Source organism: Streptomyces sp. NPDC020875, from assembly GCF_040641415.1.
Taxonomy (GTDB): Bacteria; Actinomycetota; Actinomycetes; order Streptomycetales; family Streptomycetaceae; genus Streptomyces.
In genome coordinates this window covers 19,439-37,011 of sequence record NZ_JBFADP010000063.1, presented here as the reverse complement: position 1 = coordinate 37,011, position 17,573 = coordinate 19,439, and the positions used below count along the sequence as shown (strand labels likewise).

13 protein-coding genes, 2 pseudogenes and 1 riboswitch are annotated in these 17,573 nt (G+C 70.5%); of the genes and pseudogenes, 9 read left to right on the top strand and 6 right to left on the bottom strand.

All coding sequences use genetic code 11. The annotated features are described in order from the left end of the window. The first annotated feature begins 200 nt into the window (after positions 1 to 200). Both AB0G74_RS29090 and def read left to right on the top strand, forming a co-directional pair. Entirely contained in the window at positions 201 to 1,208 is a 1,008-nt protein-coding gene (locus AB0G74_RS29090; RefSeq protein ID WP_361152088.1) for a hypothetical protein, read from the top strand. A gap of 167 nt (positions 1,209 to 1,375) precedes the next feature. Then, entirely contained in the window at positions 1,376 to 2,008 is a 633-nt protein-coding gene (gene def / locus AB0G74_RS29085; RefSeq protein ID WP_361152086.1) for a peptide deformylase, read from the top strand. A gap of 83 nt (positions 2,009 to 2,091) precedes the next feature. Here def and AB0G74_RS29080 read toward each other — a convergent pair whose 3' ends face one another. The 3 genes from AB0G74_RS29080 to AB0G74_RS29070 all read right to left on the bottom strand — a co-directional run bounded on the left by AB0G74_RS29080 (position 2,092) and on the right by AB0G74_RS29070 (position 3,848). After that, complete coding sequence (locus AB0G74_RS29080) at positions 2,092 to 2,286, bottom strand: DUF397 domain-containing protein (protein ID WP_361152083.1); 195 nt, start codon at positions 2,284 to 2,286, stop codon at positions 2,092 to 2,094. Next, a complete protein-coding gene (locus tag AB0G74_RS29075) occupies positions 2,273 to 3,139 on the bottom strand; it encodes a helix-turn-helix transcriptional regulator (RefSeq protein WP_361152080.1) in 867 nt (288 codons plus the stop codon). The genes AB0G74_RS29080 and AB0G74_RS29075 overlap by 14 nt, the downstream gene beginning before the upstream one ends. Before the next feature lie 88 nt (positions 3,140 to 3,227). Further along, positions 3,228 to 3,848: a TetR/AcrR family transcriptional regulator gene (locus tag AB0G74_RS29070; protein ID WP_361152077.1), complete on the bottom strand. Its 621-nt coding sequence runs from the start codon at positions 3,846 to 3,848 to the stop codon at positions 3,228 to 3,230. A gap of 125 nt (positions 3,849 to 3,973) precedes the next feature. Between AB0G74_RS29070 and AB0G74_RS29065 the strand changes: the two are divergent. Further along, a pseudogene (locus AB0G74_RS29065) lies at positions 3,974 to 4,165 on the top strand (amidase family protein); the annotation flags it as partial. 255 nt (positions 4,166 to 4,420) lie between these two features. Beyond that, positions 4,421 to 5,620, top strand: a pseudogene (locus AB0G74_RS29060) (amidase family protein); the annotation flags it as partial. Between the two features lie 115 nt (positions 5,621 to 5,735). Here AB0G74_RS29060 and AB0G74_RS29055 read toward each other — a convergent pair. From AB0G74_RS29055 to AB0G74_RS29045, 3 genes are all read right to left on the bottom strand, one after another. Beyond that, the gene (locus tag AB0G74_RS29055; RefSeq protein ID WP_361152075.1) at positions 5,736 to 6,776 is read right to left on the bottom strand and encodes a ribonucleotide-diphosphate reductase subunit beta; all 1,041 of its coding nucleotides are present in this window, start codon (positions 6,774 to 6,776) and stop codon (positions 5,736 to 5,738) included. Beyond that, a complete protein-coding gene (locus AB0G74_RS29050) occupies positions 6,776 to 9,205 on the bottom strand; it encodes a ribonucleoside-diphosphate reductase subunit alpha (protein ID WP_361152072.1) in 2,430 nt (809 codons plus the stop codon). The genes AB0G74_RS29055 and AB0G74_RS29050 overlap by 1 nt, the downstream gene beginning before the upstream one ends. Positions 9,206 to 9,377: 172 nt before the next feature. Next, positions 9,378 to 9,449: riboswitch (cobalamin riboswitch) on the bottom strand. 500 nt (positions 9,450 to 9,949) lie between these two features. Beyond that, on the bottom strand, positions 9,950 to 10,714 hold the full coding sequence (locus AB0G74_RS29045) for a GntR family transcriptional regulator (protein WP_361152070.1): 765 nt from the start codon (positions 10,712 to 10,714) through the stop codon (positions 9,950 to 9,952). 390 nt (positions 10,715 to 11,104) lie between these two features. On the opposite strand from AB0G74_RS29045, the gene AB0G74_RS29040 reads away from it, so the two are divergent. The 5 genes from AB0G74_RS29040 (at position 11,105) to AB0G74_RS29020 (ending at position 17,049) form a co-directional block, all read left to right on the top strand. Next, positions 11,105 to 12,385, top strand: coding sequence for an extracellular solute-binding protein (locus AB0G74_RS29040; protein WP_361152068.1), 1,281 nt, complete (start codon positions 11,105 to 11,107; stop codon positions 12,383 to 12,385). A gap of 89 nt (positions 12,386 to 12,474) precedes the next feature. Next, complete coding sequence (locus AB0G74_RS29035; protein ID WP_361152065.1) at positions 12,475 to 13,455, top strand: sugar ABC transporter permease; 981 nt, start codon at positions 12,475 to 12,477, stop codon at positions 13,453 to 13,455. After that, on the top strand, positions 13,452 to 14,282 hold the full coding sequence (locus AB0G74_RS29030; RefSeq protein ID WP_361152062.1) for a carbohydrate ABC transporter permease: 831 nt from the start codon (positions 13,452 to 13,454) through the stop codon (positions 14,280 to 14,282). Before AB0G74_RS29035 ends, AB0G74_RS29030 begins: the two co-directional genes overlap by 4 nt. Before the next feature lie 15 nt (positions 14,283 to 14,297). Then, positions 14,298 to 15,872 (top strand): glycoside hydrolase family 3 N-terminal domain-containing protein, encoded by a 1,575-nt coding sequence (locus AB0G74_RS29025; RefSeq protein ID WP_361152059.1) that lies wholly within the window; start codon positions 14,298 to 14,300, stop codon positions 15,870 to 15,872. Positions 15,873 to 15,966: 94 nt separating this feature from the next. Next, entirely contained in the window at positions 15,967 to 17,049 is a 1,083-nt protein-coding gene (locus AB0G74_RS29020) for an SIS domain-containing protein (RefSeq protein ID WP_361152056.1), read from the top strand. The last annotated feature ends 524 nt before the right edge of the window (positions 17,050 to 17,573 follow it).

The following is a 17,573-nucleotide window of genomic DNA, read 5'->3' as shown; positions in this document are numbered from 1 at the left end:
GGGAGCGGCAGCGCGAGCGGGAAGGAGCGGCGGACCGGCACCGACCGGTACCGACGAGCACGGCCAGGTTCGGACAACGGCACGGCAAGGGTACGGAAGGTACGGACAGGCACCGCGGGAGACGCCCCGGCGGCGTCCGGCGGGCGGAACGAGACAGCACGTCCGGGGGAACTGTCCCGAGCGACCGGCAGGCGGGAATCGTGAAGATCTTCGGGAAGGTACGGCATCGGCCGTCCGCCTCGTGGCGGCAGGCCACCGACCGCGCGTTCACGCTGATCGGCGACGGCCGGTACGAGGACGCGGGCGCCCTGCTGACCCGGGCCGCCGATCTGGAGCCCTGGCTCTCCGAGTCCTGGTTCAACCTGGCGCTGTTGCACAAGTTCCGGCACGACTGGGAGCAGGCGCGGGCTGCCGGACTGCGCGCGGTCGCCCTGCTCGACCGCGATACCGGAGCCCCGGACTGGTGGAATGTGGGTATCGCGGCGACCGCCCTCCAGGACTGGCCGCTGGCCCGCCGCGCCTGGCAGGCGTACGGGCTGAAGGTGCCCGGCGGCGGGGCGCGGACCGGTGGCCGGGCGGCGCTCGGTCCCGCGACCGAACCCGTCGGCATGGAGCTGGGCAGCGCCGCCGTCCGGCTCTCGCCCGAGGGCGAGGCCGAAGTCGTCTGGGGCCGCAGGCTCGACCCGGCCCGGATGGAGGTCCTCTCCGTGCCGCTGCCGTCGTCCGGCCGCCGCTGGGGCGAGGTCGTCCTGCACGACGGCGTCCCCAACGGGGAGCGGACCACGGCCGCGGGCCCCTCCTACCCGGTCTTCGACGAGATCGAGCTGTGGGCCCCCTCACCCGTCCCCACCTGGGTCGTGCTGCTGGAAGCCGGGACCGAGGAGGACCGGGACGCGCTGGAGCGGCTGGCGTCGGACGCCGGTTACGCCGCCGAGGACTGGTCGTCGTCGGTACGGCTGCTCTGCCGGACCTGCTCCGAGGGGTCGATGCCCAGCGCCGAGGGCGAGGGCGAACACCTCGACCCGCACGACCACAGCGAGCCGGGCCACCCGGGTCCGCTGGGGCACCGTACCTCCGGCGACCTCTGGTCCCCCGAACGCGAGTGCGGCATAGCGGCCCCGGCCGGACTGGTGCGCGGGCTGCTCGACGGCTGGGTCGCCGACAGCCCGGACAGCCGTGAGTGGCGGGACCTCGAAGAGGTCTGCTGAGCCGCCCGCCGGGCCCGCCGGATCCGGCCACCGGCACGATCACCGGACCCCGGACCGGCCCCGGGCCGTAGTCTGTACGTGCGCGGATGCCCGCGCAGGGGCCCGCGCCCGCCGCGCGGCGCCTCTCGGCCAGTCACCGAACGATTACCCGGGGTTTCGAGGAACACATGGCGTCGCAGCAGGACACGGACCAGTCGCTCGTCGACGAGTTCATCAATGACACGGAGGACGCCGAGGCGCGCGAGCTGGCGTACCGCGAGCGGGGCACGTCCCGTCCGATCACGGTCGTCGGCAACCCCGTTCTCCACCGGGAGTGCCGGAACGTCACCGAGTTCGACGACGAACTCGCGCGGCTCATCGACGACATGTTCGCCAGCCAGCGGACCGCCGAGGGGGTCGGCCTGGCCGCCAACCAGATCGGTGTGGACGCCAAGGTCTTCGTCTACGACTGCCCGGACGACGACGGCGTCCGGCACGTGGGCTATGTGATCAACCCGGTCCTGGAGGAGCTGCCCGCCGACCGCCGGGTCCTGGACGAGTCCAACGAGGGCTGCCTGTCCGTCCCGACCGCGTACGCGGCCCTGGCCCGCCCGGACTACGCGGTGGTCAGCGGCCAGGACGCGCGGGGCAACCCGATCCGGGTCGAGGGCACGGGCTACTTCGCCCGCTGCCTCCAGCACGAGACGGACCACGTCTACGGCCGGCTGTACATCGACCGCCTCTCCAAGCGGGACCGCAAGGACGCGCTCCGGCAGATGGAGGAAGGCACGCCGCGCTATCCGGTCGTCGCCAACGACTGAGCCGTACGCGCGAGTACGCGACGGGAAGGGCCGCCCCCTGGAATTCGCCCGAGGAGGCGGCCCTCTGTCGTACCCCGGCCGGTTCAGCCGTCGTGCTTGACCATGCCGATGAAGGCGGCCCAGGCGGGGTCGGCGAAGCTGAGGGCGGGCCCGTGGGGGACCTTGGAGTCGCGCACGGGGACCGCGCCGGGGACGTCGTCCGCGACCTCGACGCAGTTACCGCCAGCTCCGTCGCTGTAGCTGGACTTGCGCCAGACCGGTGCGTCAGTGCGGTTCATTTTCGTAGTCCTCTGCGATCGTCCTGATCAGAGCCAGGGATTGCTCGTGCGACAGGGCATCCCCCAGGGCGAGATCGTAGGCCGTCTGTACTTGTAGTACCAGGTCGGGTTCATCCATCAGGCAACCGGAGTTGAGTGCTTCCGTATAGGCGATCGGGGGCATGTCCTCGAACCACATCAGGGTCGTATTGCAGTTCAGCAGGGCATGGCTGCCCAGCTCGAACGGGAGGACATGGACCCGGATCCGGTCCGATTCGCCCAGGGCCTGGATATGGCGCAACTGCTCCGCCATGACCGCCCGGCCCCCCACCTCGCGCCGTAGCGCCGCCTCGTCCAGCAGCGCCATGAAGACCGGCTCCACGGGGTCCAGCAGGATCTGGGCCCGGTCGAGCCGCGCGGTGACGGCCGATTCGACCTGCTCTGCGGGCTTCGACGGGAAGTGGCGCCGGAACAGCGCCCTCATAAAGCCCTCGGTCTGGAGCAGACCCGGGATCAGCAGACCGCCGTACTCCCGGATCATGTTCGCCATCTGCTCGAAGTGGCGAGCCGCCTCGAAGTGCCGGGCGACCTGCCGCACATTCAGCAGCGGCAGGAAGTTGACGAACACCCCGCCCGTGTCGAGTGCCGCGTCCAGCCGCCGGGCGTCCTGGAGGCAGGGCTTCCGGCGGCCCGCCTCGATATGGGCGATGTGCGTACGGGTCATGATCGCGCGGTCGGCCAGTACCTGCTGGGTCAGGCCCGCCGCGAGCCGTCGGCGGCGCAGCTCCGTTCCGTACGGGGTCCTCGGCCTGTCCATCGGCTCGGCGTCGGCGTTGTTGATGTTCTCGGTGTTCTCGGTGTCGTCGGCGGACATCGGAACCAACTCCTCGACGTGCTCAGGTGATTACCGTGAGTCTTGATGCGTTCCGAGATTACGCTCGCCGCCGAGGCCGCTGGTTTGTTTACTCAGAACCACTCGTGTGGGTGATGAACCTGCTTTCCAGGGCCGCGAGTTGGGTCCGGACGACCTCTCCCGCCTCCGCCGAGGTGCGATGGCCGACCAGGACGTGCATGGTGAGGCCGTCCGCGAGGGCGAGCAGTGCGCGGGCCTCCCGTACGGCCTCCGGCTCCCGGCCCCCGTCCGGTCCGGCCGCGCGGAGCAGCAGCCGGACGAACAGCTCTTCCAGCTCCGTGTAGTCGGCGCGCAGTACGGCCGCGAGGGAGTCGGTGACGGCGGCCTGGGCGACGAACGAGAGCCAGACCCGGGCGTCGGCGCTGTCGGCCGCGTCGACCAGGGCGACCTCGGTGACCGCGCGGGCGAGGCCGGTGAGCGATCCCGGGGCGGTCGGGATATCGGCCCCGGCCCTGACCCGGGTCCCGATCCGTTCGCCGACCTCGGTCAGGGCGAACCTCAGCATCTCGTCCTTCGTACGGAAGCAGCGCTGGACGGCCCCCATGGAGACGCCCGCGCGGGCCGCCACGTCCCGCAGGGTCACCCCTTCGAGGCCGTGTTCGTCGGCGAGGGCGCGGACCGCGTCGGCGATCCGGCGCCGCCGGGCCTCGGTGTCGACCGTTCTCGGCATAGCTCCTCGAACCCCCTGGGTCGGCCCGGTGCCGGGCTGCCGCGGTATTCCGATGCGGTTGCATCGCTGCCAGGATACGGTTCCGATGCAAGTGCATCGGAACGAGGCCCTGGAGGACGAGAACGGTGTCGTACGACGACGACCACACCGCCCCGTGGCGGCTGACGGCGGCGGAGCTGACGGAGAGCCATCTCGGCCGGATCGCCGAGGTCGACCCCCGGGTCAACGCGGTCACCCAGCTCATGGCGGAGAGCGCGCGGGAGACCGCCGCCGCGATCGACCGGCGGATCGCGGCGGGCGAGGACCCCGGGCCGCTAGGCCGTCTCTTTCGGATCTTGCTGGGGCTCGCGTGCCCTGGCACCGCGCTCCCCCTGGGCCTGGCGGCCCGGGCGGTACCCCCACGCCGCGTTGTCGTCAATCACCAATGGCCCCCTGCGCCTAACGGCGCGGGTGGGGGTCCCCCCGGGCGAAGCCCAGGGGGCGTACCCCCACCGCAGTGGCTCAATCCTCCGCCTTGCGATCCACGGCACCAGACCCCGCTCCCTATCCCAGCCTGATCCGAAAGAAACGACCTGGCCGGGGTGCCGTTCACGGTCAAGGAGACGACACCGGTCGCCGGGGTGCCGACCACCTTCGGCGTCGAGCGGTTCCGGGACCTGGTGGCCGCCGCCGACGCGATCCCGGTGGTCCGGCTGCGGGCCGCCGGAGCCGTACCGGTCGGCCATACCAATATGCCGACCCTGGTCCTGGCCGGGATGCACAGCCGCAGCGACCTCTTCGGCGACACGGTCAACCCGTGGGACCCGGCCCGAACCCCGGGCGGTTCCAGCGGCGGCGACGGGGTCGCGGTCGCCACCGGGATGGCCGCCATCGGACTCGGCAACGACGCGGGCGGCTCGGTCCGGCTGCCCGCCTCCTTCTGCGGGGTGACCGGACTGAAGCCGACCCCCGGCCGGTTCCCCGCCGACCCCCGGGTGATCGGCCCCGACGATCCGGGGCCCGCGTCGCAGATCCTGGTCACGGACGGCCCGCTGGCCCGCTCGGTCGCCGATCTGCGCCTCGCCTACGAGACCCTGGCCGGGCCGGACCCGCGCGACCCCCGGGCCGTGCCCGTACCGCCGTACGGCGAACCGCTCCCCGGCCCGGTGAAGGTCGCCGTCGTCACCGACCCCGGCGGCCTCGGGGTGCATCCCGTGGTCGCCGGGGCGATCGCGACCGCCGCCGACGCGCTGCGCGACGCGGGCTACGACGTCCACGAGGTGACCGAGCTGCCGCTGTTCGCGGAGGCGCTGGCCGCGTACGACACCCTCACGGTCACCGAGTTCGCGCCCGCCTGGCCGCTCGTCCGGCAGCTCCTCGGCGACGGCGGCGACCGCTACATCGCTATGACCATGGAGCGCGTCGAACCCGCCGACTCCGCCGGACTGGTCCGGCTACTGGCCCGACGGCTGACGATCCGCCGGGCCTGGGCCGAATTCCTCGACACGTATCCGCTGCTCCTGGGCCCGGTCTTCACCGAACCACCGGTCGAACCGGGAATCGAGTCCCGGGACCCGGCGGGCCGCGACCGGGTGGCGACGGCGCTCCGGCTCTCCGCCGTGACCAGCTTCGTCGGGGTACCCGCGGTCGCCGTGCCCACGGGCGTCACGGCCGGACTCCCGACGGGCGTCCAGCTCATCGGCCGGGCCTTCCGGGAGGACCTGTGCCTGGCCGCCGGTCAGGCGCTGGAGAACCGGCTCGGGGTACTGACCCCGATCGACCCCCGGGACTGACGGCCGCCGGGCCCGGCGAGTCCCGGCGGCCGGGTACGGGAACGGGCCCGGCGCCCCCCCCTTCGGCGGGGGCACCGGGCCCGTTCCGAGGCCGTCCGGCCCGGTGCCGTACGGCTCAGAAGTCGTCGTCGAAGCCGACCGAGCCCTCCACCGCGACCTGGTACGCCGACGGGCGGCGCTCGAAGAAGTTGGTCAGCTCCTGGACGCCCTGGAGCTCCATGAACGAGAACGGGTTCTCCGAGCCGTACACCGGCGCGAAGCCCAGCCGGACCAGCCGCTGGTCGGCCACGCACTGGAGGTACTCGCGCATCGACTCGGTGTTCATCCCCGGCAGACCGTCGCCGCACAGGTCACGGCCGAACTGCAGCTCGGCCTCCACGGCCTCCTTCAGCATGTCCGTGACCTGCTGCCGCAGCTCGTCGTCGAACAGCTCCGGCTCCTCCTTGCGGACCGTGTCGACGACCTCGAAGGCGAAGTTCATGTGCATGGTCTCGTCGCGGAACACCCAGTTGGTGCCGGTAGCCAGGCCGTGCAGCAGACCGCGCGAGCGGAACCAGTAGACGTAGGCGAAGGCGCCGTAGAAGAACAGGCCCTCGATACAGGCCGCGAAGCAGATCAGGTTGAGCAGGAAGCGCCGGCGGTCCGCCTTGGTCTCCAGCGTGTCCAGCTTCTCGACCTGGTCCATCCAGCGGAAGCAGAACTGCGCCTTCTCCCGGATGGAGGGGATGTTCTCGACCGCCGCGAAGGCCGCCGTACGGTCCTCCGGGTCGGGGAGATAGGTGTCCAGCAGGGTCAGATAGAACTGGACGTGCACCGCCTCCTCGAAGAGCTGACGGCTCAGATACAGCCGCGCCTCGGGGGAGTTGATGTGCTTGTAGAGGGTGAGCACCAGGTTGTTGGCGACGATCGAGTCACCGGTGGCGAAGAACGCCACCAGGCGGCCGATCAGATGCTGCTCACCGGGGGTGAGCTTGGCCAGGTCGGCGACGTCGGAGTGGAGGTCGACCTCCTCGACGGTCCAGGTGTTCTTGATCGCGTCGCGGTACCGCTCGTAGAAGTCGGGGTAGCGCATCGGCCGCAGGGTCAGCTCGAACCCCGGGTCCAGCAGATTCTGGGTACGCCCGGTGGCCGCGGCGGTGGTAGTGGTCTCGGACATTACTGGCACGCCTCGCAGGACTCGGGGTTCTCCAGGGAGCAGGCGAGCGCCTCTTCGGGCGTGACCTGCGCCGGTACGGCGGAGGAAGGAGATGAAGGAGAGGAGGGAGATGAAGGAGAGGGGACGGGAGCGGTGGCGGCGGTCGAGCCCGTCGCCGCGCGGGCGATCCGGGTCGCGGGCCGGGACCGCAGGTAGTACGTGGTCTTCAGACCCCGCTTCCAGGCGTACGCGTACATCGAGCTGAGCTTCCCGATGGTCGGCGTCTCCAGGAACAGATTCAGCGACTGCGACTGGTCGAGATAGGGCGTACGGTCCGCCGCCATGTCGATCAGACCCCGCTGCGGGATCTCCCACGCCGTCCGGTACAGCTCCCGGATCTCCGCCGGGACCCAGGAGAAGCCCTGGACCGAGCCGCTGGCGTCGCGCAGCGCCTCCCGGGTCTGGGCATCCCAGACGCCCAGCTCCTTCAGATCCGCCACCAGATACGAGTTCACCTGGAGGAACTCACCCGACAGCGTCTCCCGCTTGAAGAGATTGGAGACCTGGGGCTCGATGCACTCGTAGACCCCCGCGATGGAGGCGATCGTCGCGGTCGGCGCGATCGCCAGCAGCAGCGAGTTGCGCATCCCGGTCGCCGCGATCCGCTCGCGCAGCGCCGCCCACCGCTCCGGCCAGGCCGAATCGACACCGTAGTGGTCCGGGTGGAACACGCCCCGGGCCGCCCGGGTCTTCTCCCACGCCGGGAACGTGCCGTGCCGCTCGGCCAGCTCGGCGGACGCCTCGTACGCGGCCAGCATGATCCGCTCGGCGATCCGGGTCGACAGCGCCCGGGCCTCGGGCGAGTCGAACGGCAGCCGCAGCTTGAAGAAGACGTCCTGGAGGCCCATCGCGCCCAGGCCCACCGGCCGCCAGCGGGCATTGGAGCGGCCCGCCTGCTCGGTCGGGTAGAAGTTGATGTCCACGACCCGGTCGAGGAAGGTCACGGCCGTCCGGACCGTGGCGTCCAGCCGCTCCCAGTCGAGGTCGTCACCGGCCACGAAGGCGCCCAGGTTGACCGAGCCCAGATTGCAGACCGCGGTCTCGCCGTCGTCCGTGACCTCCAGGATCTCGGTGCACAGATTCGACGAGTGGACCGTGTGGCCCGGCTCGGCGGTCTGGTTCGCGGTCCGGTTCGCGGCGTCCTTGAACGTCATCCAGCCGTTGCCGGTCTGGGCCAGGGTCCGCATCATCCGCCCGTACAGCTCCCGGGCGGGCATCGTCTTACGGGCCAGGCCCTTCGCCTCCGCCGCCCGGTACGCGGCGTCGAACTCGTCGCCCCACAGATCGACCAGCTCGGGGGCGTCGGCCGGGGAGAAGAGCGACCACTCGGCGTCCGCGTCGACCCGGCGCATGAACTCGTCCGGGATCCAGTGCGCCAGATTGAGGTTGTGGGTGCGGCGGGCGTCCTCGCCCGTGTTGTCCCGCAGCTCCAGGAACTCCTCGATATCCGCGTGCCAGGTCTCCAGGTAGACGGCCGCCGCGCCCTTGCGCCGACCGCCCTGGTTCACCGCCGCGACCGAGGCGTCGAGGGTCTTCAGGAACGGCACGATGCCGTTGGAGTGGCCGTTCGTGCCCCGGATGAGGGAGCCGCGGGCCCGGATCCGGGAGTACGAGAGCCCGATCCCGCCCGCGTGCTTCGACAGCCGGGCGACCTGGTGGTACCGGTCGTAGATGGAGTCCAGCTCGTCCAGCGGCGAGTCCAGCAGATAGCAGGACGACATCTGCGGGTGCCGGGTGCCCGAATTGAAGAGCGTCGGCGACGAGGGCAGGTAGTCCAGCCGGCTCATCAGCCCGTACAGCGCCACGACCTCGTCCAGGGCGCGGACACTGTCGTCCTCGGCCAGTCCCGAAGCGACCCGCAGCATGAAGTGCTGCGGGGTCTCCACGACCTGCCGGGTGATCGGATGGCGCAGCAGATACCGGCTGTAGAGGGTACGCAGCCCGAAGTAGCCGAACCGGTCGTCGCCCGCCGGGTCGATCACGGCGTCCAGGCGGTCCGCGTAACGGGCCACGAAAGCGGCCGTACGGTCCGCGATCAGGCCCTCGGTGTGACCCACCGCGACCGAGGCGGAGAACGAGACCGCGCCCTGACCCGCGGCCTCGTCGGCGATCGTCCGGGTCAGCAGCCGGGCGGCCAGCCGGGAGTACGCCGGGTCCTCGGAGATCAGCCCGGCGGCGGCGTCCGTGGCCAGCTGCCGCAGCTCCGCCGCGTCCGAACCGGGGTGCCGGCCGCGGAGCGCGGCGGCGGCGACCCTGCCGGGGTCGGTGTCCGGCAGATCGGCGGTGAGATCGGTCAGGGTCCGCAGCAGCGCGGTCCCCGGGCCGTCCTCGGGCGCGGACACCGCCGGGGCGGCGATGCCTGAAGCCGGATCGGCAGGCGCGATGGTCACGTGGAGCACTCCCTCGCTCGGCTCACGGACCGGTGGCGAGAGGAACGGCGGCAGGCCGGAGCGGGCCCGGCCTCGTCCGGCGGGCGACACGCGACGGCGTCCACCGGCCCAACCACGAGGCCCGGACGTCTGGGCACCGGGTCGGACGACCGGGTGCACTGTCGGCAGACGGCCGGACTCGCTTGCGGCATGACAAAGTATGCCGAAGATCACCGTTGCGGGACAGTTCCGGATTCGCACCGGATTCCTCTGCGACGACAGCGAGATGAGCATACATGTGGGGGCGGGCCCGCGACGTACCCCCCACATGTTGTGTCGCGCCTGGCGGCCTCTCTCCCCGTTCCGGCCGTCCTGCGGGCCGCCTGTGGCTTGTCTCGCAGTTCCCCGAGCCCCTAAATGCTCTCCCGAGCGCCGCCCCGGGGGGAGGGGTCGTCTCCCTGCGAGGGCGACGAGAAGAGCAACCCAGGGGCGCGGGGAACTGCGCGAACGGCCACGACGGTGGCGCGGACCGCGAACAAGAATCAGTGGCTGGGCGCGGCCCGGGGTTGTGGGCCTCACCCGGAGGGCCAAGGCGCTGGGGGTCCTCCCATTGCCGAAGGCATAGGGGGCGGAACTGCGCGACAAGCCCACCGCCGGGGTGCGGACTGTGAGCAAGCTCAGGGAGGCGCGGCGCGGGGCGGTTCGGAAAAGGGGCGCGCCCCTGAAGGGAGGCTTCAGGGGCGCGGGTGCCGTAAAGAGGCGGCGTCAGTCGTGGGGGCGGCGGAGGCGGGCGACGAACTTGTAGCGGTCGCCGCGGTACACCGAGCGGACCCACTCCACCGGCTCCCCCTGCGCGTCCAGCGAATGCCGCGAGAGCATCAGCATCGGCAGGCCCACGTCCGTCCCGAGCAGCCCCGCTTCCCGCGGCGTCGCCAGGGACGTCTCGATGGTCTCCTCGGCTTCGGCGAGGTGGACGTCGTACACCTCGGCGAGGGCGGTGTAGAGGGACGTGTACTTGACGAGGCTGCGCCGCAGCGCCGGGAAGCGCTTCGCGGAGAGATGCGTCGTCTCGATCGCCATCGGCTCACCGCTGGCCAGCCGGAGCCGTTCGATCCGCAGGACCCGGCCGCCGGTGGTGATGTCGAGCAGTCCGGCGAGGGTGTCGTCCGCGGTGACGTACCCGATGTCGAGAAGCTGGGAGGTGGGTTCGAGGCCCTGGGCCTTCATGTCCTCGGTGTACGAGGTCAGCTGGAGCGCCTGGGACACCTTGGGCTTGGCGACGAATGTGCCCTTGCCCTGGATCCGTTCGAGCCTGCCTTCGACGACCAGCTCCTGGAGCGCCTGGCGGACCGTGGTGCGGGAGGTGTCGAACTCGGCGGCGAGGGTCCGTTCCGGCGGTACGGGCGTACCGGGCGGAAGGGTCTCCGTCATGTCCAGCAGGTGCCGCTTGAGGCGGTAGTACTTGGGTACGCGCGCGGTCCGGGTCGGTGCTCCCGCCTCGGTCTCCGCAACCACCCCGTCCGTCGTCATGGCCCGCCTTCCCGTTCCCGACTGCTGCGCTGCCGTCACCGGCTCCTCCGTCTGTAGCGGATCACATCGTGGCACGGGCCGGTCCCGGGGAGTGACCCTCTCCCGCCTGGATTTCTGTCTCCATGGGGACACCACTGCTTCTTATACACCGAGGGGGCTAGGGTTGGTCTAGTCCAAGGGGATGCCCCAAGGGCGCCCGGATCGTGCCCAGATGTCGGTCCGATAACGGACTGGACAGGCAGGTTTATCGAGCCTTGACAGCCCCAAAGGTCTAGGCCAAGCTCCCGGTACTGGTCTAAACCATTAAAGACCAGGTCCCAGCCCCAGGCAGTACTTTTCCCGTATCGCTTCGTGGTGGGCGGGGTGGCAGGCATCCCTTAGGAGGGTGGCGTGAAGCGCAAGCTCATCGCGGCGATCGGTGTCGCGGGCATGTTGGTCAGTGTTGCCGCATGTGGCTCGGACGACAAGAAGAAGGACGAGGGCGGCCCCGGCAAGGACGGCAGCTACAAGGGTCAGACCCTGACCTTCTGGGCCATGGACGGCTCCACGCCGGACCAGTGGCTGGCCGACCTCACCAAGGAGTTCGAGGCCAAGACCGGCGCCAAGCTGAAGTACGAGAAGCAGGCGTGGAACGGTATTCAGCAGAAGCTGACGACCGCCCTCTCCGAGGAGAACCCGCCCGACGTCTTCGAGATCGGCAACACCCAGACCCCCGCGTACGCCAAGACCGGCGGTCTCGCCGACCTGGGTGACGTGAAGTCCGCGATCGGCGCCGACTGGTCCGAGACCCTGAACAAGGCGTCCGTCTTCGAGGGCAAGCAGTACGCCGCCCCGTGGTACTTCGCCAACCGCGTCGTGGTCTACAACAAGAAGGTCTTCGCCGAGGCCGGCATCGCCGCGCCGCCGAAGACCCGCGCCGAGTTCTACGCCGCGCTCGACAAGATCAAGGCGAAGGGCAAGGAGCCGATCTACCTGCCCGGCCAGAACTGGTACCACTTCGTCGGTCTGGTGATCGGCCAGGGTGGCGAGCTGGTCAAGAAGGACGGCGACAAGTGGGTCTCCAACCTGGCTGACCCGAAGGTCCAGGCCGCCGCCGAGGAATACAAGAAGATGCAGGCGTACTCCAAGGCGCCCAAGGACAAGGACGAGGCCACCCCGCAGCAGGCCGACGTCTTCGCCAAGGGCAACGTCGGTGCCTTCATCGGCATGGGCTGGGAGGGCGCCACCGCCATCAAGGCGAACCCGGCCATCGAGAAGGACCTCGGCTACTTCACCATCCCCGGTGAGACCCCGGACAAGCCCGAGGGCGTCTTCCTCGGCGGCTCCAACGTCGCCGTGGCCGAGGGCAGCAAGAACAAGGCGCTCGCCAAGGAGTTCCTGAAGCTGCTGCTGTCCGACAAGTACGAGGGCGGTCTGGCCAAGGCCAGCGGCGTCATCCCGAACAAGGAGTCCCTCAACTCCAACCTGACGGGCAACCCGGTCGCCGAGGCCGCCGCGCCGTCCGCCAAGTTCGGTGGCACCACCCCGCTGATCGCCGAGTGGGCCTCCGTCGAGAACGAGCCCAACCCGATCAAGGCTTACCTCACCGCCGTGGTGAGCGGTAAGTCCCCGGCGGACGCCGCCAAGCAGGTCGAGGGCGACTTCAACAAGCGCCTGTCGCAGAAGCAGTAACCGAATCCGGCGGCCGGGGCGGGGGTCTCACGGCCCTGCCCCGGCCGCCGACTGCTGTCCCCCGAGCGCCTAGTGAAGAGATGGCGAGCATGACCGTGCAGACCGAACGGGCGCCTTCCGGCCCCGCGGAGGTACCCACCCCTCCGGTCAAGGGCAAGGGCAGGCCCAAAGCGCCGCGCAGAGTCGGCGATTTCGTTCCTTATCTGTTGCTGCTTCCCGCGGTAGGCGTCACCCTGGTCTTCCTGGGGTGGCCCCTGGTGAACAACGCGGTTCTGTCGTTCCAGAACCTCAATATGAGACAGCTGATCCAGCGTCTCACCGAGTGGAACGGCATCGACAACTACCGGGAAATCCTCACCGGCGAGGAATTCTGGCGGGTCACCGGACGCTCGATCGCCTTCACCGGCGTCAACGTCCTGCTGATCATGATTCTGGGTACCCTCGTAGGTCTGCTGCTCGCCCGCCTCGGCAAGAAGATGCGCTTCGCCCTGATGATCGGGCTCGTGCTCGCCTGGGCCATGCCGGTCGTCGCCTCCACCACTGTCTACCAGTGGCTCTTCGCCCAGCGCTTCGGTGTCGTCAACTGGGTCCTGGTCCAGCTCGGCTTCGACGGGATGGCCAACCACAACTGGTTCGGCACCCAGATGTCCACCTTCTTCGTGATCACCCTGCTGATCGTCTGGCAGTCGATCCCGTTCGTCGCCCTCTCCCTCTACGCGGCGACGACCACCATTCCGAAGGAGCTGTACGAGGCCGCCGCACTGGACGGCGCCAACGCCTGGCGCCAGTTCACCTCGGTGACCATGCCCTTCCTGCGGCCGTTCCTCTACGCCACCACGTTCCTGGAGATCATCTGGGTCTTCAAGGCCCTGGTCCAGGTGCTCAACATCAACCGCGGTGGTCCCGACCGGCTCACCGAGATCCTCCCCGTCTACGCCTACATCGAGGGCATGGGCAACCAGCACTACGGCATGGGCGCGGCCATCGCGATGCTCACCATCGTGATCATGCTGTTCCTGACGTCCTACTACCTCCGGATCGTGCTCAAGCAAGAGGAGGACGTGCGATGAAGCGTTCCCTGTTCGGCCGCTTCTGGCCCAACGCGACCGCCGTACTCCTGGTCGCCTTCTTCGCCTTCCCCGTCTACTGGATGTTCGCCACGGCATTCAAGAAGACGCCGGACATCGTCGCCGACACCCCGGTGTGGATCCCGCTCGAACCGACGATGCAGCACTTCAAGTCGGCGATCGACGCGGAGAACTTCTGGACGTTCGTCGCCAACTCGTTCACCGTGACACTCCTCGCGGTGATCTTCTCCCTGATGATCGCCCTGGCCGCGTCCTTCGCACTGGCCCGGATGAAGTTCAAGGGACGGCGCGGCTTCATCATCGGCTTCATGATCGCCCAGATGGCGCCCTGGGAAGTGATGGTCATCTCCATCTACTTCATCGTCCGCGACGCCGACATGCTGAACAGCCTGATCCCGCTGACGATCTTCTACATGGTGATGATCCTCCCCTTCACCCTCCTGACGCTCCGCGGCTTCGTCGCCGCCGTGCCCAGGGAGCTGGAGGAGGCCGCCATGGTCGACGGCTGCTCCCGCCGCCAGGCGTTCATCAAGGTGATCTTCCCGCTGCTCGCCCCCGGTCTGATGTCGACCTCGATGTTCGGCTTCATCACCGCCTGGAACGAGTTCCCGATGGTGCTGGTCCTCAACAAGCAGGTCGAATACCAGACCCTGCCGCTCTGGCTCTCCGGATTCCAGTCCGTCTTCGGCAACGACTGGGGCGCCACCATGGCGGCGTCGTCCCTCTTCGCCATTCCGGTACTGCTCCTCTTCCTCTACCTCCAGCGCGGAGCCGTAAGCGGGCTCTCCGACGGTGCGGTGAAGGGATAATCCGCGGTGACTTCCATGACCAACGACCTGCGGGCGACCGGCCAGCTCAGCCGTGACGCCCTCACCGTCCTCCAGCCCGGCTTCGAGGGCACCACCGCCCCCGACTGGCTGCTCCGCCAGATCGCCGACGGGCTCGGCGCCGTCGGCCTCTTCGGCCGGAACATCACCACCCCCGAGCAGCTCACGGCGCTCAACGCCCAGCTCCGGGCCGAACGCGACGACCTCCTCATCGCCATCGACGAGGAGAGCGGCGACGTCACCCGCCTGGAGGTGGTCGAAGGCTCCTCCTTCCCGGGCAACTACGCCCTCGGCACCGTCGACGACACCGGGCTCACCCGGGACGTCGCGCACGCCCTCGGCCGGCGGCTCGCCGCCTGCGGCGTCGACCTCAACTGGGCGCCGTCCGCCGACGTCAACGCCAACCCGGACAACCCCGTCATCGGGGTCCGGTCCTTCGGCGCCGACGCCGGACTGACCGCCCGGCACACCGTCGCGTACGTCCACGGCCTCCAGGCCGCCGGAGTCGCCGCCTGTGTGAAGCACTTCCCCGGCCACGGGGACACCAATGTCGACTCCCACCACGCGATGCCCCGGATCGACGTCGGACTCGACACCCTGCACGCCCGCGACCTGCTGCCGTTCCGCGAGTCCATCGCGGCCGGCGCCAAGGCGGTCATGAGCGCGCACATCCTGGTGCCCGTACTCGACGCCGACCGTCCGGCGACCCTCAGCCCCCGGATCCTCACCGGCCTCCTCCGCGAGGAGCTGGGCTTCGACGGGCTGATCGTCACCGACGGTATGGAGATGCAGGCCATCGCCGCGGTGTACGGCATCGAACGCGGCTCCGTCCTCGCGCTCGCCGCGGGCGCCGACGCGATCTGCGTCGGCGGAGGACTCGCCGACGAGGCGACCGTACTGGCACTGCGGGACGCCATCGTCGCCGCGGTCCGGGACGGTGACCTGCCCGAGGAGCGGCTGGCCGACGCGGCGGCGCGAGTACGCGCCCTCGCCGACTGGACGCGCCGGGCCCGGGGGGCCGACGCGGAGCCGGGCGCGGAAATGCAGGAGGGGACCGCGCTCGGCATCCGCGCCGGTGCCACCGCCGGTGCCAACGATGTCGGCCTGGTCGCCGCCCGGCGGGCCGTCCAGATCACCCCCGGTGAGGAGCCGTACGAGCCGGTCACCGAGCCGCCGTACGTCGTCACCTTCTCGCCCGAGGCGAACATCGCCGTCGGTGACGAGACCCCGTGGGGCGTCGCCGGAGAACTGACGGCCCTGGTGCCCGGGACGCTCACCGCGACCCACACCGACGTCCCCGTCGAAGCCGCCGGCGACCTCGCCGGTGAGGTGCTGGCGGCGGCGGCAGACCGTAGGATCGTCGCAGTGGTACGCGATGTCCACCGCCACCCCTGGATGGCGACGGCCCTCGACGCGGTCCTCGCCGCCCGGCCCGACACGGTCGTGGTGGAGATGGGCCTCAACCGGGCCGAACCCAAGGGCGCGCTGCACATCGCCACCCACGGCGCCGCCCGCGTCTGCGGACGGGCCGCCGCCGAGGTCATCACCGGCGCGAAGAGCGCGGGGGACTGACCCGGCGGACCGTGTGCTGTGCCGGGGGGCCACCGGCGGCTTATGCCGCCGGTGGCCCCTTCGGCGCACCGACGCCCGCTGGAGGCAACGGAAAATGGCTGCGACGGACCCGGCACCCCCCGACGACGAACACCGCGAACGCCCCGGCCGCCTGATGGCCGCCGAAACCGCGGAACAGCCCGCCGTGCTCCGGCGCATCCTCCGGGACGGCGCCCCCGCGATCCGGGAGACCGCGGCCGCCGTCGCCGCCCGCGCGCCCCGCTTCGTCCTGCTCACCGCCCGGGGCACCTCCGACAACGCGGCCCTCTACGCGAAGTACCTGCTGGAGATCGAGCTGGGGCTGCCCTGCGGGCTCACCTCCATGTCCACCACCACGGCGTACGGGGCCAGGCCCGATCTGCGGGACGTCCTCGTGATCACCGTCAGCCAGTCCGGCGGCTCACCCGACCTCGTCGCCTCCACCCGGGCCGCCCGGGAAGCGGGCGCCGTGACGCTCGCCGTCACCAACAACCCCGACTCGCCGCTCGCCGCCGTCTCCGAATTCCATATCGACGTCCTCGCGGGACCCGAGAAGGCGCTGCCCGCGACCAAGACGTACACCGCGACCCTGCTCGCGCTCTACCTCCTCGTCCAGGGGCTCAAAGGCGCCGACGGGGCGCCCGCCGCCGAACTCCCCGACCTCGCGGAACGCACCCTCGCCCGGGGCGACGAGGTCCGCCGGCTCGCGGGGCGCTACCGGTTCGCCGAACGGATGGTCATCACATCCCGGGGGTACGGGTACCCCACCGCCAAGGAAGCCGCCCTCAAGCTCATGGAGACCAGCTACATCCCGGCGCTCTCCTACTCCGGAGCCGACCTGCTCCACGGGCCCCTCGCCATGGTCGACAACATCTCCCCGGTCATCGCGGTCGTCACCGACGGCCGCGGCGGCGAAGCGCTCCAGCCCGTGCTCGACCGGCTCCGGGGCCGGGGCGCCGACCTCGTCGTCGTCGGCCCCGCACGACAGGTCGCCGCCGCGTCGGCCGGCTTCGTCCTGCCGACGGACGGCCTCCCCGAGAACCTCCAGCCCGTCCTGGAGATCCTCCCGCTCCAGCTCCTCGCCTACGAGGTCACCCTCGCGCGCGGCCAGGACCCGGACGCGCCGCGGGCTCTCGCCAAGGTCACGGAGACCCGCTAGCCCCTTGAGCCTCCGGCTCCGGGGCGCGTCCCGCCGGGGCGGCAGGTGCGTCGGGGACGGTCGCGTCTGCCGACGACGGCGCGTCCCGGCCTGTGGCCCGGTGGGTGGCTTGTCTCGCAGTTCCGCCCCCTATGCCTTCGGCAATGGGGGGACCCCCAGAGCCTTGGCCCTCCGGGGCACCGCCTACTACCCGGTCGCGTCTGCCGACGACGGTACGTTCCGGCCCGCGGCCCGGTGGGTGACTTGTCTCGCAGTTCCCCGAGCCCCTGGTTGCCCTTCTCGCCGCCCCGGCAGGGGGAACGGGTCTCCCCCTTCAGTCGGTCGCGTCTGCCGACGACGGTGTGTCCCGGCCTGCGGCCCGGTGGGTGGCTTGTCGCGCAGTTCCGCCCCCTATGCCTTCGGCAATGGGGGGACCCCCAGCGCCTTGGCCCTCCGGGGCACCGCCTACTACCCGGTCGCGTCTGCCGACGACGGCGCGTCCCGGCCCGCGGCCCGGTGGCTGGCTTGTCGCGCAGTTCCCCGCG

Coding starts and splice junctions, on each gene's coding strand:
- def (WP_361152086.1), top strand. CDS start 1,376: ATGGCGTCGCAGCAGGACACGGACCAGTCGCTCGTCGACGAGTTCATC.
- AB0G74_RS29080 (WP_361152083.1), bottom strand. CDS start 2,286: ATGAACCGCACTGACGCACCGGTCTGGCGCAAGTCCAGCTACAGCGAC.
- AB0G74_RS29075 (WP_361152080.1), bottom strand. CDS start 3,139: ATGTCCGCCGACGACACCGAGAACACCGAGAACATCAACAACGCCGAC.
- AB0G74_RS29070 (WP_361152077.1), bottom strand. CDS start 3,848: ATGCCGAGAACGGTCGACACCGAGGCCCGGCGGCGCCGGATCGCCGAC.
- AB0G74_RS29055 (WP_361152075.1), bottom strand. CDS start 6,776: ATGTCCGAGACCACTACCACCGCCGCGGCCACCGGGCGTACCCAGAAT.
- AB0G74_RS29045 (WP_361152070.1), bottom strand. CDS start 10,714: ATGACGACGGACGGGGTGGTTGCGGAGACCGAGGCGGGAGCACCGACC.
- AB0G74_RS29035 (WP_361152065.1), top strand. CDS start 12,475: ATGACCGTGCAGACCGAACGGGCGCCTTCCGGCCCCGCGGAGGTACCC.
- AB0G74_RS29030 (WP_361152062.1), top strand. CDS start 13,452: ATGAAGCGTTCCCTGTTCGGCCGCTTCTGGCCCAACGCGACCGCCGTA.
- AB0G74_RS29025 (WP_361152059.1), top strand. CDS start 14,298: ATGACCAACGACCTGCGGGCGACCGGCCAGCTCAGCCGTGACGCCCTC.
- AB0G74_RS29020 (WP_361152056.1), top strand. CDS start 15,967: ATGGCTGCGACGGACCCGGCACCCCCCGACGACGAACACCGCGAACGC.